Origin of the sequence: Streptomyces sp. SM18, assembly GCF_002910775.2 — a bacterium.
GTDB lineage: Bacteria > Actinomycetota > Actinomycetes > Streptomycetales > Streptomycetaceae > Streptomyces > Streptomyces halstedii.
Genome location: NZ_CP029342.1, coordinates 7363889 through 7378209, shown reverse-complemented (window position 1 = coordinate 7378209; position 14321 = coordinate 7363889). Strand labels below are relative to the sequence as shown.

Sequence of the window (14321 nt, the reverse complement as noted above, 5' to 3'; positions counted from 1 at the left end):
TGTGACGGGGGCCGTGCCCGCCAGGCGTGCCGGGCGGTGGTGGGTCTCCCTCTGGTCAGGCGACTTGCCAGGCTCTTGCGTACGCATGCGGAGTAGGCCTCTCTAAGGGCAGATCAGGTACCTGTCCTGGATATCGCGCTGAGGCAGTTCGGGTAAGGGGCCGTTCGCACACGGTTGGCTGGCCGTTCGGGCAGTAGGCCCACGGACTCGCAGGGCCGGAGGAAGCCCGAACGGGCTTTCGTGAACCTCGCGCAGGCCGATCTCCACCAGGTAGGCGGGCGGCTTGTCCTCCACCACCGGCCAGGACAGCAGCCGTTTGTTCCAGTCGGCGTACTCCTCCGAGCCGATCACGGCGATGCCGCCGGTCCGCAGCTCCTCAGCGAGGTGGCGGAACACCATCGCCTCGAAGTGCCCGTGTAGGAACGCCATGGTCTCGCGGCACGTTCGGTGCCGCTCGGCGTGCGGCAAGGCGTCCAGCACCGGCCCGTCCTCGCTGCTGCTGGACCGCAGTTCCGGCAAGCCGGTGAGGTCGAACATCACCGCGCGGTCCGGCGCCTTCGTGCCCGAGACATGCTCACCGTCCCGCGGAACACCGCGGCTCCGGCGGATGCCCCGATGTGACCGGGCGGCGCGCCCGCCCGGTGACCCGGCCGGTGTGACGTGGGCCGCACACAGGGCCGCGTCATGGGGGCGTGGGGCGCGGCTCTGAGGTGTCGACGCCTCGGCTCGGCCGGGGCTGCGGGATGCCTATGGGGAGGGCGGGGTGGCCGTGAGCGATGTCCGACGGTTCGGAGGGAGGGCCACCTGGGACTGGACCGCCTTCCGGCGGGGGGCCAGGGTGCGCTCGGGGGCGGCCGTGGCCGAGCCGGAGACCCTGCGGCTGCCGCGTCTGGGACCCGATCCGTTCCCGTACGCGCTGTCCACCGGGCCGCCCGCCCTGCACCCGCTCCCGCCCGAACAGGCCGATCTCGTCCACCGGGCCCGGCTCGGCGAACCCGGTGCCGTCCACCGGCTGTGCGTGCGGGCGATCCGTCCGGGCCGGAGGATCGCCCGGTGCTATCTCGGGCCGTCGGAACGCGAGGTGACGGACGCGTTGCTCTTCCACGCCTGCCGCCGCGCCGTCGAGTCGCTCCAGCGCACGGCGCCGCAGGACCGCGCCTTCGACTTCGAACGGGAGGTCCGGGTCGGCGTCCGGCGGGCCGCCGCCGGGCGCGCGCTGCACCGCGAGGTGACCGGCGGCGGCCCCGGTGCCGAGGAGACGCTGCTCGCGTACGACGTGCTCACCTCGCTCCCCTCGCACCACGCCGATGTGCTGTGGGCGGTCTGCGTGGAGGGCGAGCTGCCCGGCCGGCACTCCCCCGGTCTGCTGCGGGCCGGTCTCGACTCCCTTGTCGACGCCTATCTGTGGCGGGGGCTGCGCCGCACCGGGCCGGTGGAGGCCCGGGGAAGCCATCTGTCGTACCTGACGGCCGCCTCGCACGTACGGCTGGGGCTGACGGCACGACGGCACGACGAGGTGCTGGCCCATCTCGGCGGGTGCGCGCTGTGCCGGCTGCTCACCGCCGAAGTCTCGGCCCCCGGCTCCAGTCTGCCGGTGCGGCTGACGCTGCCCGGGGCGTAACGGCACAGGCCCCGGGACCGGTCGGTCAACCGGTCAGTTGCCGGGAGGTGCGACGAGCGTGGTCACGTCGGTGTTCGCGCCGCACACCACCACACAGACCTTCTCGCCCGCGCTCGGCCGGTAGCCGTACCCGGCCGTGGCGGGGCGGTCGGCCGGGCCTCGACCGGACAGACCCCGGCCGGACACGTTCTGCTCGGGCTCGTGCCGGTCCGCCCGGCCCGTCCGCGCGGTGAGCGCTGCCAGAGCGGTCGCGGCGCCGTGCTCGGCCGCGATACGCCGCTGGTCCCACAGCGCCTGGCGGGCGCCGGTGATCTCGGCGTCCGGCACCAACACGGAGCGTACGCCGTCCTGTTGGGCCGCGTGCAGGGCCATGGCGGAGGCGCGGCGGGCGCCGAGGGAGTCGGAGGCGATCGAGTCCACGGTGACGTCCACCGGGTGGCCCGCCTCCAGGGCGGCGTTGAGCGCGCGGCAGTTCTCCGGCTCGACGGCGACGGTCCGGATGCCGTGGTGCCGGGCCGCGGTGGCGACGCCCGCGAACAGCCCGCCGCCGCCGACCGCGACCACCACGGTGTCCAGGCCGGGAATCCGCTGGTGGATCTCCTCCAGCAGCGTGCCGGCCCCGGCGGCGATGAGCGGATGGTCGTACGCGTGCGAGGCCAGCGCGCCGGTGGCGGCGGTGAACTCCTCGCACGCTGCTAGGGCCTCGGCGTACTCCATGCCGATCAGCCGTACCTCGGCTCCGTAACCGCGAAGCCTGGCGACCTTCACCGCCGGGGCGGTGGTGGGGAGGAAGACCGTGGCGCGAACCCCCTGCTGCTGGGCGGCCCAGGCGCACGCCAGGCCCGCGTTCCCACCGGAGGCGATGGTCACCCCGGCCTCGGGAAGGGTGCCGGCCTCGCGGTGGGCCCGGACGAAGTTCTGCGCGCCACGCGCCTTGAACGATCCGGTGTGCTGCATGAACTCCAGTGCCAGCCACACCTCACAGGGCTCCCCGGCCCGGTCGTCGGGCGGGCCCTGACGGGGGGTGAGGGTGACGCCTGGGCCCGCCGGGGCCAGGGCGACGGGACGGACGCGTCCGGCGATCCGGTCGGTGGCCGACTTTATGTCGCCGTACGTGAGCTGGTGCATGTCGTCGCTCCTGCGAGGGGGATGAGAGGGGCCGGACGGAATGAAGGAGGCGGGTGGGAGGACCGGACGGGGTCCGGGCCATGAGGGCGGCGCGGGTCCGGCGGTCTGGCGTGTGCGGCCGGTCTCCCCCGCCGACCGTCCCTCGCCGCTCACTCGCTCCGTCCCGGCGGCGGCAGGAAGTCCGTCGTGTGCGGGGTGCCGGTGAGCGCGGCGTCGACCCGGCCCCGGATGTAGGCCCCGGTCATCGGACAGTCCAGCGCCTTGTCGGTACGGCAGCCGAGCATATGGGTGAGGACGGCCACGGCACGGTCGAGCTTCTCGATCCGTTCGAGCATCGCGTCCCGCTGCGCGGTGATCAGCCCGAGCCGGTCCGCCACCTCTTCGCTGTCGACGATGGCACTGGTCTCCGTCAGCGTGAGCAGGCCGTCCTCGTGCCAGAGCTGCGCGTACGCGAGCCGGGCCAGGTCGTCCCGGCTGTACTGGCGTACGCGCCCCCGGCGCTCGCTGTGCCGGACGAGCCCTCGCTCCTCGTAGAACCGCAGGGCCGCGACCGTCAGGCCGAACGCCTCGGCGACCTCGCTGATCGAGTACAGGTCCTTCACAGACACCTCCGTCGACTTGCGCTCAAGCTTACTTGAGCGTGGAAGCTGACCGAGTCGCCCGTCACCGGAAGCGGCGTCGTCCACCCGAAGCACCGTCGTCCACCGCTGGACGCGCTGAAGCCACCGAAAGGCCGCCGTGTCCGTTCCCGCCCCGGTATCCGCCTCCCCCACCCCGTCCCCCTCCTCGCCGCGCACCACCGGCGGACCGCCGCGCGCGACGGCCTCGGCCGTGGTCCTGGTGACCGGTTTCGTCCTGCTCAGCTTCAACACCCGCGTGGCGTTCGGACAGCTCGGCCCGCTGGCCCCGGTGGCCGGGTTCGGGACGGGGACGGTCACCCTGCTGGGACTGCTGCCACCCCTCTGCATGGGCCTCTTCGCACCGCTGGCCACTCCGGTACGCCGACGGCTCGGCGAGGAGAGGGGCCTGTTCTGGGCCAGTGTGCTGCTGCTCGCGGGAGCGGTCGTACGCGTACTGGGCCTGCCCGGTCTGTTCGTCGGCACGGTGATCGTGAGCATCGCGACGGCGACCGTGAACGTACTGATCCCGGTGTTCGTCCGCAGCCGGTTCGCGCACCGCCGCGTCGGCGTGATGATGGGCGTCTACGCCCTGTCCATGGGAGCGGGCTCGGCGCTGGTCGCGGCGCTGATGGTGCCGGTCTGGCAGGCGAGCGGGCACTCCTGGCAGGCCGCGATGGGCCTCGCCGTGATCCCGTCGGTACTCGCGGCGGTCGCCGTCGCACCACAACTGCGCGCACCGGCCGCCGCGGTCCGGCCCGGCACGTCCCCGACGGGACCGCGGCCCCGGCCGTCCGGGCCGTCCGTCCCTGCCACCACCGCGGGACGTCCCGGCGGTGTCCTGCGCACGGGACTGGCGTGGAGCCTGGTGGCGTACTTCGGCTTCCAGACGCTCCTCTTCTACACGACGCTGGCGTGGCTGCCCGCGATCCTGGTGGACGCGGGTGTCGCCGGGACGACCGCGGGGACCATGCAGTCGCTGTTCATCGTCGGGGTCGCCGTCGGCGGTTTCGTCCTGCCGGTACTGGCCGCGGCCCGCGCGGACCAGCGTCCGCACCTCGTGGGCATCGTCCTGGTCTGCGCGACGGGGTACGTGGGCCTGCTGGCCGCCCCCGGTTCCGTACCGGCGCTGTGGTCCCTGCTGCTCGGCGCGGGCCTCGGCGGCGGCCAGGCGGTCGCCGGGGTGCTGTACGTCAAGCGGGGCAGGGACCACGAACACGTGGCGGCCCTGTCGGCGGCGGCGCAGACCGGCGGGTACCTGATCGCCGCCACGGGCCCGTTGACGGCGTCCGTACTCCGTACGGCGACGGGTACGTGGCAGGCTCCGCTGCTCACGTTCCTCGGCGTACTCGCGCTGAGCCTCGTGACGAGCCTGCGCGCCGGCCACGACCGACCGTGAGCGGACGGTGACGGAAGGAACGACGGCGCCGTCTTCCCGTGTGCGAAGAGGCCGACGACCGGCAGCGGCTCCGTCTCCGTCGTCCTCTCGCGGTCACGTCGCGGGACCGCGAAAGGACGACGGAGCCGCGTCTCCCGTCGCCAGGGTCACCCTCGACGGGGGCGGAGCGGGTACGGGCCGGGGTCGCCGGTGGCGCCCCGGGGGCCGGCCGCCGGCGGCGGGTGGGCCGGCGTCCTCGGGTCCCGTACCAGGGTGATGGCGTGGCCCAGGGTGGCCGCCCGGACGCACACGGCGCAGCTCGGTGTGTGCGCCGGGTGGACCCGGCAGGGGCTCCAGGCCTGCCGCAGCGCGCGCAGCACGCGCTCCCGGTCCGGGCTCCAGCCCCGGTCGAGGCTCTCGGGCAGATAGCCCCGTTCGATGGCCGCGATGACGGCCGGGGCGCGGCTGCGTACGCCGAAGGCCGCGTAGATGGCGCGCAGATGGGTCTGCACGGTGGCCTTGCTGATGCCCAGGTCCTGGGCGATCCGGTCGGCGGTGGCACCGGTCAGCATGAGCCACAGCACTTCTTCCTGGCGCTGTGTCAGTTCTCGCGGTGGCGAGGGTCTGGGGGGCCGGGACGGGTGGGCCGGCCGAGGCGACTGGGCGTGGTGGGTGGGCAAGAGGGGCCTCCTCATCGGGGCGGTCGGTGCCGCCGTACCGTGCGTGACACTGGAGAGAGGCCCCACCTGCTCCCTTATGACGCGATCGGCGCCAAGTGGTCCGGGGCCACGGTCAGGGGCGGCCGAACAGGTTCGGCGCGTAGCCGTTGGACAGCGAGGAGATCCGGATGTTCACGCCCGGCCGGGGGGCCTCCACATAGCGTCCGCCGCCGAGGTAGACGGCGACGTGGTGGACGCCGGACTGGCGGCCGTTGGAGGACCAGAAGATCAGGTCGCCCCGACGCAGGCTGCCGGCCGAGATCTTGGTGGTGGCCCCGTACTGGTCGGAGGCGACCCTCGGCAGCGAGATCCCCGCGCGGCGGTACGCCTGCTGCACCAGGCCGGAGCAGTCGTAGCCGAGATAGCCGTTGCCGCCCCAGATGTACGGCTTGCCGAGCTGGGCCAGGGCGTAGGAGAGGGCGGGTTCCAGGGAACCGGTGTTCGCCTTCGGGGGTGCCGTCGTCTTCTTCGGCGGGACGGTGGCGCCCCCGGTGCCCGCGTTGCCTCCGGTGCGCTGGAGATAGACGCTCTGGTGGCTCGTCCAGCGCCACTGGCCGTTGGACTTGAACCAGTAGCGGCTGCCGTCCCAGCCCGCCCGGCTCGGTGCCGGCAGCCAGGCCTGCGCCGAGGCCGTGGTCCGTGCCGCCGTCGTCCTGGTCGTCTTGGCCGGTGCCGGGGCCGCCTTCTTCGTGCCGGTGCGCTGGAGATAGACGCTCTGGTGGCTGGTCCACCGCCACTGGCCGTTGGACTTGAACCAGTAGCGGCTGCCGTCCCAGCCCTCGCTGCTGGGCGCGGGCAGGGCGCTCGCGGGGGTCGCGGTGCCCGCCTCGATGCCCACGACGCTCGTGGCGACGGCGAGCAGCGCGCCCGCCGCTCTCCTGCGGCAGGCCCGTGCGGTGGCCCGTCCGGCCGCGGGTCCGGTTCCCTTCTCCCGGGGCGACGGCCGGGTGCAGAACGCGCACGTCCCACAGCCGTCGACGGGGCTCAGTTCGACGAGCTTCGGTGATTCGGCCATTGGTTTCCCCATTCCTTCAGGTTCGCGCTCGGGCTGAGCAGCGACAGTACGAACAGGCGCAGGAACTCGGCGTCCCGGCCTGAGGGCGCGTCCTCGCCCTCGCCTTCGTCGGCCCTGATCCGGTCCAGGGCCGCGCGGGCGATGTCGACGGCGTCGCCGATGACGGTGGTGCGCAGTTCGGCGTTGAGTTCGGCGTTGCGCAACCGGTGGATGGCGTCGGCGACTTCGGCGCCGTAGCCGAGGGAGAGCTGCTGGACGGAGTAGACCTCAAGTCCCGCCGGTGCCATCTCGGAGGCCAGGCGCCGGGTGGCCTCCTCGCCGAACCACGTTCCGTCGCGCAGTGTCGGGCCGGGGGTGCTGAACCGGTCGCAGGGCAGGATCGAGACGGTTTCGGTCACGCTCGCCACCAGTTGTTCGCGCAGGAACTCCTCGTGGTCGCCGACGGTGAACACGGCCCGCGCGGTGTCCCTGACCCGCCAGACGATCAGCAGGCTGACGACGACCGGATGGCCGACGCGGTCCACCGCGGGCAGGGCGTCGCCCTGGAAGTGGCGCAGCCGTACGTCCACGCGGTGCCGCCGGACGAAGGGGTTCACCCACAGCAGACCGCTGCGGCGCACCGTGCCCCGGTAGCGGCCCCACCGGGTCAGGACCACGGCGTGGCCCTCCCGGTTGCGGAGCAGACCGCCCAGCGCGAGCAGCATCGCGGCGGTCAGGGCGGCCAGCAGTGGCGGAGACGGTTCGGGCAGGTCCGTCCAACGTCCCACGGCCCGCGGCCTCGTCACGACGGCGGCGAGGGCCCCGCCGCTGAGCACGGCGCAGAGCAGGGCGAGGGTGCCAGGCAGGACCGGCCGGGCACGGAACTCCCGTACGTCGGACAGGGCGCCCGCCCGCGGCACCCGGCGGCGGAGACCGGCGGGCGACGCCTGCTCCGGCTCGGGCTCCGGGTCCATGCCGGTGAGGGTGACGGTGTCGTGCGGGAAGCCAGGGTCCGTCGGGGCGCCCGGAGGCCGCCCAGCTGCCTCCTCCGGCTCGGAACCCGGCTCGGAACCCGGCTCGTCCGGGCCGGGTTCCGGGACAGGTTCCGCGACGAACTCCTTGAACGACGGGTCTCCCCCGTGTTCAAAGGGGAAGGAGAACTCGTCGGGGGGCAGGACCGAGTTGACGGGTGGCCATGCGCGCTCGCTCTTCAATCGGGTGGCTCCTTCTCGCTGATGATTCCGGCCGGATCGGCCGGACACCATCCCGAGACACCGTCCACGGTTCCATGACGCGACAGAACGGTCCGATCGACGTGATCTATGACACGGTCGACACTTCGCCCGAAGCCCTGAGAGGAAGAAAGCGCGGGTCAGGGACCTGTCGGCACCTGCGAGGACATCTTCCGCACGCTCTGAGACCGGTACGTGTCACCTCATCACTTCCAGGTAGGTTCATAGACACATCTGTTGACGTGTCAACTATGCGTCTATCTAATGGGTTGTACATCGATCACCGTCAGTAGGCGACGTGCCCGGTCGGCCGGGCCGGTCCGTCGCGGTAGAGGATTCATGAGCGACGACACCGTGTTTTCCCCGCCGGAGTCCGAAGAGACAGCGGAACCGAGCGACACCCGGCTCATCTCCGCCACCCGCGAGGGCGACAACACCGCCTACGAGACGCTGTACGCCCGGCACCGCGCCGCCGCCGTCCGGTGCGCCCGGCAGTTCGCCTCCCGCGAGGCGGACGTCGACGATCTGGTCGCCGAGGCGTTCGCCAACGTCCTGAGCGCGATACGCAAGGGCTCCGGCCCCACCGACTTCTTCCGCGGCTACCTCCTGCGCACCGTCCGCCACTGCGCCTTCCGCGTCACCCGGCAGCAGCGGCGCACGACCCTCACCGACACGTGGGACGGCCACGACTCCGCCGAACCCGCCCGGGACCCCGCCGTCGAGGCGTTCGACAACCAGGCCGTCGGCAACGCCTTCCGCTCCCTGCCGGAACGCTGGCAGGCCGTGCTCTGGCACACCGAGGTCGAGGGCGAGGCACCGGCGAGCATCGCGCCCCTGCTGGGCCTGCGGCCCAACAGCGTCTCGGCGCTGGCCTACCGGGCCCGTGAGGGCCTGCGCACCGCGTACATCCAGGCCCACATCACCACCGCAGACCGGCCGTGCCGCGAGTACGCCGCCAAGCTGGGCGCGTACGCCCGCGGCAAGCTCGGCAGGACGCAGAGCACCCAGGTCGGCGAGCACCTGGACACCTGCGCCGACTGCGGGGGCCTCTACCTCGAACTCGCCGACCTCTCCTCGACACTGCCCGCAGTCATCGCCCCGTTCTTCCTCGGCTCCGCCGCTTCCGCCTACCTGCTGCACACCGTCGGTTCCTCCGCCGTCCAGCAGGGCGCGGCGCAGGCGGGCCAGGTGGTGCCGACGCCCAAGAGCGCCTGGAAGAGCGGCAAGGTCCTGGCCGCGGCCGGAGTGACCGCCGCCGTGGTCGCCGCGGGCTCACTCGCCCTGGCGCTCACCGCCGGGCAAGGCGGGAGCGACCGGGCGGGAGCGGCCGGGCAGATCCCGGCGCCCGCCTCGGCCGGAGAGATGCCACCACCCGACCCCGCACCGTCCTTCACAGCGGCCCGACCGGCACCCTCCGGCGCACCGGGCGCCGGGCACGGCGTCGCGGACGAGGGTCCGGCAGCGCAGGTGACGGAGCGGGAGGGCCCCCTCAGCGACCCTCATCGCTCACCGGAGGCGCCCGGGACGAACAGCGGTGCCCCGCGCCCGCAGTCCCCCGCCGTGAATCCGCCGGCCGTACCGGAGCCCCCCGAGCCGTCTCCGTCACCGTCCTCGCCGGACAACGGATACGGGGGCACGGAGTTGGCGCCCGAACCGACTACGACCCCTACGCGTACGCCGTCACCGTCGCCTTCGTCCAAGCCGACGCCCACGCCCACTCCGACGCCCACTCCGACTCCGACTCCCGAGTTGACGCCGGAGCCGACTCCGACGCCCACGCCCACGCCTTCGCCTTCGCCTTCGCCCGAGCTCAGTCCCACGCCCACGTCTTCTCCTTCGCCTGAACCGACTCCCACCCCCACTCCGACACCCGAGCTGACGCCGGAGCCGTCACCCACACCCGAGTTGACACCGGAGCCGACCCCGACACCCACCCCCACGTTCACCACGTCACCCGGCCCCACACCGACCCCGACACCCTCACCGACCGGTGGTGAGTGCGGGCCGCCCGGCCATGGACATGGACACGGCCGTCCCTGCCGGCCCTGCCACTGGCCCGGTCATCCGGGCTGGTGCCCTCCCGGTCACGCGAAGGACCAGGGCGGCGGACAGCCGACGTACACCGCCGCCCTGTGGTCGGCGTTCGGCGTCCTCGTCTGGTTCAAGAACTCATAGGGTGCCTCTCGTTTTCAAGAACTCATAGGGTGCCCCTCGTTCGGACCCGGGCCGGTCTTCCCGCCGGCCCGGGTTCCGTCGCGTCAGACCCCGTTGCCCTTCGGCAGACGGTGGCGGCAGGACGGTCCGTGTTCCCCGCCGGCGGTGGCCGCCCACGCGTCGCAACACCAGCCGGCCCGCGCGGCGGCCGCCTCGGCGGCGCCGGCGTCGGCCGGATGCAGACGCGTGGCGCGCTGTGCCCGTACGGCTTCGCGGCGCAGTGTGTCCTTCAGCGCCCCCTCGCGCGTCGCCGCGACGACCACGAGACCGGATCCGGCGACGAACACCGCGCACACCCATGGCGCCCCGTTACGGGCGGACTGCACAGCGCACCAGGCGAGCCATCCGAACAGGGCGCCGTAGAGGACGTGGTGGAGGCTTCTCACGGCGTTCTGTTCCGTTCTCGCGGTGACGTGGTCCCGAGGGGGCGGACTCTGCGGCGTGGGAGAACCGGCCGGCGCGGGTGGATCGGAGAGTGCTGAAGGAGTAAGCGCCTGGAGCGGTCGTGCGCTGGTCGTGCGGACCTCGTCGCCCCCGCAGCGGTGGGTCGGGGTGTGTTCGCCATCGGAACCCCATCGGTCGGTCTGTCGGTCGGTCGGTCTGTCTTGGCGCGGACGTCCGGAGGACGACGCGTCACCCTCCAGAGACATGAGGTGACGGACCATGACGCGGCGGTACAAAAATCTTCCCGGGGTGTTCCACGTGGACGGGGTGGCAGCGGAACCGCCCGGCCTGAACGGTCGGTGGGACGTGCCTCGGCGGGTGCGAAAAAACGTTTCTCTAAATGGCGTCAGGAATGCCCGGCTGCGGGCTCTCCCCAGGTGAGGCGGGATGCGCATCGCCTCACCTGACGGCGGAGAAGAGGGGCATTGTGACCATCACCGGTCCGGAGACCATCAAGCGGACGGCTGGGCAGCCGGGCGTCCTTCCGACCTGGAGGCAGCTCCAGGTCCTGTCGGGCGTCGCCCGGGGTTACAAGAACGTCGAGATCGCCGGGCACCTGCACGTGGCCCGGCCGACCGTGCAACGCCATGTCGACCGGCTGGGCAAGAGCCTGGGCACCGGCGAACGGGCGCAGATGGTCGCCATCGGCTACGAACGCGGCTGGCTGGCGCGGCTGTCGCCCGAGCCCCGCGAGTGGGTGGTCCTCACCGGACGCTGTCAGGACGTGCTCCAGCTCATCGCCGACGGGAAGAGCAACGAGCAGATCGCGGACGAGCTGTACGTGAGCGTGAACACGGTCAAGAGCCATGTGCGCCGCATCCTCAACGTCCTCCAGGCCCGGCACCGGGCCCACGCGGTGGCACTGGCCTACCAGCACGGCCACCTGCGCCGCCGCCCCGGCCCGCCCCCTGGCCGCCAGGGCCCGGGACGGGCCGCGTAGCCCGAGTGCGTCGAACAGTAGGTGGGGGTGGGACTGGTGGGCTCGCACATCGAGATGTCGCGTCTTCGGCGGATGAGCCCACCCGCCCGCTGGTTACCGACTGTCGCCGCTCGGTGCGATCCAGCGCGGATCGAGGTGGCCGAGCCAGGCGTCTCGGTCGTCGGCCGGCGGTTGGTTCAGGGGAAAGGGAAGGGAAAGCGACTGTGCGCCGGACTCGGCCAGGAGCCGGTCGGCGTCGACGGATGCCTCGGCGAACCCGCGGACGAGCGGTGACTCGCTCGCGGTGCGCCAGGCGAAGGCCCACCGGCAGGGAGGCGCGTCGCGAATGGGGAGGAAGACCAGACTGGGCCAGGAGTAGAAACCGGGCACCTCGGCCGGTACGGCGGCGGTGGCCTGACCCGAGGAGACCACGCTGAGAGTCTCCTGCCAGGTGGTGACCCGGGGGCCGCGGCGGACGGGACGGCCGGAGGGGGTGTGCCGGGGATTGAGGACCTCCTCCATGGAGGAGGGAATCGATCCGCCCTCGACCACGGCGCAGTCGCCGAACTCCTCCAGGCAGATGGACCCCTTCTCCGCATAGGGGTGGTCGACGGAGGTCATCAGCAGCAGCGCGGAGGTTCGCGCGGTCGGCAGGACGGTCAGGTCCGGTGCCTCGACCGGCAGCCACACGTACGCCACGTCCACGTCACCCGACATGAGAAGGTCCAGGGGTGACGCGGGCTGGATCTCGCGGTGCCGGAGGCGGGCGTTGGGGTGGCGGGCCAGGAACAGGTCGAGCATGTCCTTGATCCGCAGGGAGTACGGCCCCATGGTGCCGAGGGTCAAAGTGCCCGTGGCCCCCTGGGCGGTGGCCCGCGCCGCCTCGATCCCCTGCGTGATCTGCCGGTGCCCGCGCTTGAGCGCCTGGTACAGCTGCTCACCGAGGGGGGAGAGGCGCACGGTGCGCGTGGTGCGGACGAACAGGGGGGCGCCTATGCGTCGTTCCTGTTTCTTGATCGATTGACTGACGCGGCCGGGGCTGACGCCCAACCGCTCGGCCGTGCGGCTGAAGTGCAGCTCCTCCGCCAGCGTCAGAAAGATCTCGATCTCTCGCATCTCCACGAGCGGCCCCCGGATTCTTTGTCCCAGAGTCAAAAGACGTTACCAGGACCGTCGTTGATGACCCGTCCCCGCAGCGGAAGACTGAGGTGAGCGCCCGAGGGCAGTGGAGTCGGCTGCCGTCCCAGGAGGTTCCGTGCCTGTCGGCTATTTGATCACTGTGGCGATCGTCGCGATCGGCACCCTGTGTGCCCTGGCGCCGGCACCGTGGGAGCACCCGCTGGGCCGCCCGAGCTACTTCTTCGGCCTGGCCTTCAACGAGCTGCCGTTCGCCGCCTTCTTCTGGATGCTGCTGCTCCCTACGGCGCTGGCGTTCGCCGAGGGCGACATCGACTCGGCGGGTGCCTGGGCCATCGTCGGGCTCGCCGTCGCGACCGTGCCCGGACTCGCGGTCATCGCCCACCGCGCGTGGGGCGAGCGGGACAGGATCGAGCGGGCCATGACCGAGGGACTGGGCGACGGGTGGCGCGCCACCATCGATCCCGACCTCGCGGAAGGGCTCCGGCGCCGCTTGCCGTGGGCGCGCATCCTGATCCTGCCCGTCTTCCGGCGCCGGTGGGACGTCCGGCGCGTGGCGAACCTCGCCTACGGCGACGCGGGCCGACGTAACCGGCTCGATGTGTACCACCACCGCTCTCGCCCGGAAGGCGCGCCGGTGCTGATCCACATGCACGGCGGTCACTACAGCGGCGGACGCAAGAACAGCCAGTCGCTCCCCCTGCTCCACCGGCTGGCCGGCCGGGGCTGGGTGACCATCAGCGCCAACTACCGGCTGAAGCCCCACGTCCGGCACCCCGACCACATGATCGATCTGAAGAAGACCATCGCGTGGGCGCGGGAGCACGCCCACGTGTACGGAGCCGATCCGTCGACCCTGTTCGTCGCGGGCAGTTCGGCAGGCGGCCACATGGCGTCGATCGCCGCGCTGACCCCCGACGACCCCGCGTTCCAGCCAGGTTTCGAGGACGCCGACACCTCGGTCACCGGGGCCGTCATCCTGAACGGCTTCCTGGGCTCGTACTGGGACCAGGGTCCCGAATCCTCCCCCCTGGGCCATGCCCGGCCCGACGCGCCACCCCTCTTCATCGCCCACGGCGACCTGGACCCGCTGGTGCCCGTGTCCGACATCAGGAAGGTCGCCGAGCAACTGCGCCGCACCTCCTCCGACGCCGTCGTCTACGCCGAGTTGCGCGGTGGGCACCACGCCTTCGACCTGTACCACTCGCTCCGCTTCGAAGCCGTCGTCGACGCGATCGAGGCTTTCACCGCCTGGGCGAGATCACGAGAGAGGACTCCCCGGGCGTGACGATCGAGTACGAGTGGCGGGGCGACTTCGACAACGCTTCCCTCGACGCGTTGCACGCCGACGGCTTCGGCTCCCCGGTCGCGCGGACCGACTGGCGCGCACGGCTTGAGCGCCACAGCCTCGGCTGGGTCTGCGCGTGGGAGGACGGCGGCCTGATCGGATTCGTCAACGTCGTCTGGGACGGCGGAGCACACGCCTTCATCCTGGACACGGTGGTCGCTCGGCATCTTCGGTCGAGAGGGGTTGGCGCCGCGCTCGTCGCAGTGGCGGCCGAGGAGGCCCGTGCCGCCACGTGCGAGTGGCTTCACGTCGACTTCGAGGAACATCTGCGTTCGTTCTATTTCGATGCCTGTGGCTTCCGGGAGACACCAGCGGGGCTGATCGCCCTGTGATGCCACGGCCCCCTCCTCCTCGTCCCCCGGTGCACACGGAGTGCGCCGGCGTGCGGGTGCTTCGGCTGCGGTGCCGTGACCGCGCGCCCAGGATGACACCCGGTATCCGACTGCGCTCACCAGCGCCCGCCGGTCCTGCCGGGACGGCACCCGGCCTGGTCCAGTCCCGCGGGCGCCGCCGGGCCGTCATCGCCGCAGCCGGTCCGTTTCCGTCGGCCCCGACCGCCCGCGCCGTCCT

The 14321-nt window shown here is 72.3% G+C and carries 14 protein-coding genes; 6 read left to right on the top strand and 8 right to left on the bottom strand.

Features of this window, described 5'->3' with window-relative positions:
* Positions 1–102 precede the first annotated feature (102 nt).
* Positions 103–537: a hypothetical protein gene (locus B9S64_RS32630; RefSeq protein WP_146060163.1), complete on the bottom strand. Its 435-nt coding sequence runs from the start codon at positions 535–537 to the stop codon at positions 103–105.
* Between the two features lie 232 nt (positions 538–769).
* Here B9S64_RS32630 and B9S64_RS32625 point away from each other — a divergent pair, with 232 nt between their 5' ends.
* Complete coding sequence (locus B9S64_RS32625) at positions 770–1621, top strand: hypothetical protein (RefSeq protein WP_146060162.1); 852 nt, start codon at positions 770–772, stop codon at positions 1619–1621.
* Between the two features lie 33 nt (positions 1622–1654).
* Here B9S64_RS32625 and B9S64_RS32620 read toward each other — a convergent pair whose 3' ends face one another.
* Both B9S64_RS32620 and B9S64_RS35330 read right to left on the bottom strand, forming a co-directional pair.
* On the bottom strand, positions 1655–2749 hold the full coding sequence (locus B9S64_RS32620) for a serine/threonine dehydratase (protein WP_103492937.1): 1095 nt from the start codon (positions 2747–2749) through the stop codon (positions 1655–1657).
* A 149-nt stretch (positions 2750–2898) separates the two neighbouring features.
* A complete protein-coding gene (locus B9S64_RS35330; RefSeq protein ID WP_103492936.1) occupies positions 2899–3351 on the bottom strand; it encodes a MerR family transcriptional regulator in 453 nt (150 codons plus the stop codon).
* Between the two features lie 136 nt (positions 3352–3487).
* Here B9S64_RS35330 and B9S64_RS32610 point away from each other — a divergent pair, with 136 nt between their 5' ends.
* Positions 3488–4765 (top strand): MFS transporter, encoded by a 1278-nt coding sequence (locus tag B9S64_RS32610; protein WP_103492935.1) that lies wholly within the window; start codon positions 3488–3490, stop codon positions 4763–4765.
* A gap of 146 nt (positions 4766–4911) precedes the next feature.
* On the opposite strand, the gene B9S64_RS32605 is transcribed toward B9S64_RS32610, so the two are convergent.
* The 3 genes from B9S64_RS32605 to B9S64_RS32595 form a co-directional block, all read right to left on the bottom strand.
* The gene (locus tag B9S64_RS32605; RefSeq protein WP_146060161.1) at positions 4912–5439 is read right to left on the bottom strand and encodes a response regulator transcription factor; all 528 of its coding nucleotides are present in this window, start codon (positions 5437–5439) and stop codon (positions 4912–4914) included.
* Positions 5440–5536: 97 nt separating this feature from the next.
* Positions 5537–6478 carry a C40 family peptidase gene (locus tag B9S64_RS32600; RefSeq protein WP_181012407.1) on the bottom strand — a complete coding sequence of 314 codons (942 nt, stop codon included), beginning with the start codon at positions 6476–6478 and terminating at the stop codon, positions 5537–5539.
* Positions 6448–7671 carry an SPFH domain-containing protein gene (locus B9S64_RS32595; protein ID WP_103492932.1) on the bottom strand — a complete coding sequence of 408 codons (1224 nt, stop codon included), beginning with the start codon at positions 7669–7671 and terminating at the stop codon, positions 6448–6450. Before B9S64_RS32595 ends, B9S64_RS32600 begins: the two co-directional genes overlap by 31 nt.
* A 357-nt stretch (positions 7672–8028) precedes the next feature.
* Between B9S64_RS32595 and B9S64_RS35455 the strand changes: the two genes are divergently transcribed.
* Positions 8029–9864: a sigma-70 family RNA polymerase sigma factor gene (locus B9S64_RS35455; protein WP_181012406.1), complete on the top strand. Its 1836-nt coding sequence runs from the start codon at positions 8029–8031 to the stop codon at positions 9862–9864.
* An 83-nt stretch (positions 9865–9947) separates the two neighbouring features.
* On the opposite strand, the gene B9S64_RS32585 is transcribed toward B9S64_RS35455, so the two are convergent.
* Positions 9948–10289, bottom strand: a complete 342-nt coding sequence (locus tag B9S64_RS32585) for a hypothetical protein (RefSeq protein ID WP_103492930.1) — start codon at positions 10287–10289, stop codon at positions 9948–9950.
* 485 nt (positions 10290–10774) lie between these two features.
* Here B9S64_RS32585 and B9S64_RS34705 point away from each other — a divergent pair, with 485 nt between their 5' ends.
* Complete coding sequence (locus tag B9S64_RS34705) at positions 10775–11287, top strand: LuxR C-terminal-related transcriptional regulator (protein WP_181012405.1); 513 nt, start codon at positions 10775–10777, stop codon at positions 11285–11287.
* A gap of 93 nt (positions 11288–11380) precedes the next feature.
* Here B9S64_RS34705 and B9S64_RS32575 read toward each other — a convergent pair whose 3' ends face one another.
* Positions 11381–12382, bottom strand: coding sequence for a LysR family transcriptional regulator (locus B9S64_RS32575; protein ID WP_258037993.1), 1002 nt, complete (start codon positions 12380–12382; stop codon positions 11381–11383).
* A 139-nt stretch (positions 12383–12521) separates the two neighbouring features.
* On the opposite strand from B9S64_RS32575, the gene B9S64_RS32570 reads away from it, so the two are divergent.
* The gene (locus B9S64_RS32570; protein WP_103492928.1) at positions 12522–13691 is read left to right on the top strand and encodes an alpha/beta hydrolase; all 1170 of its coding nucleotides are present in this window, start codon (positions 12522–12524) and stop codon (positions 13689–13691) included.
* Positions 13688–14083, top strand: coding sequence for a GNAT family N-acetyltransferase (locus B9S64_RS32565; RefSeq protein ID WP_103492927.1), 396 nt, complete (start codon positions 13688–13690; stop codon positions 14081–14083). The genes B9S64_RS32570 and B9S64_RS32565 overlap by 4 nt, the downstream gene beginning before the upstream one ends.
* Positions 14084–14321 lie beyond the last annotated feature (238 nt).

Excerpts from the sequence above, each read along its gene's own strand:
- B9S64_RS35455 (WP_181012406.1), top strand. The coding sequence starts at position 8,029 with ATGAGCGACGACACCGTGTTTTCCCCGCCGGAGTCCGAAGAGACAGCG.
- B9S64_RS32630 (WP_146060163.1), bottom strand. The coding sequence starts at position 537 with ATGTTCGACCTCACCGGCTTGCCGGAACTGCGGTCCAGCAGCAGCGAG.
- B9S64_RS32575 (WP_258037993.1), bottom strand. The coding sequence starts at position 12,382 with ATGCGAGAGATCGAGATCTTTCTGACGCTGGCGGAGGAGCTGCACTTC.
- B9S64_RS32620 (WP_103492937.1), bottom strand. The coding sequence starts at position 2,749 with ATGCACCAGCTCACGTACGGCGACATAAAGTCGGCCACCGACCGGATC.
- B9S64_RS32600 (WP_181012407.1), bottom strand. The coding sequence starts at position 6,478 with ATGGCCGAATCACCGAAGCTCGTCGAACTGAGCCCCGTCGACGGCTGT.
- B9S64_RS32605 (WP_146060161.1), bottom strand. The coding sequence starts at position 5,439 with ATGAGGAGGCCCCTCTTGCCCACCCACCACGCCCAGTCGCCTCGGCCG.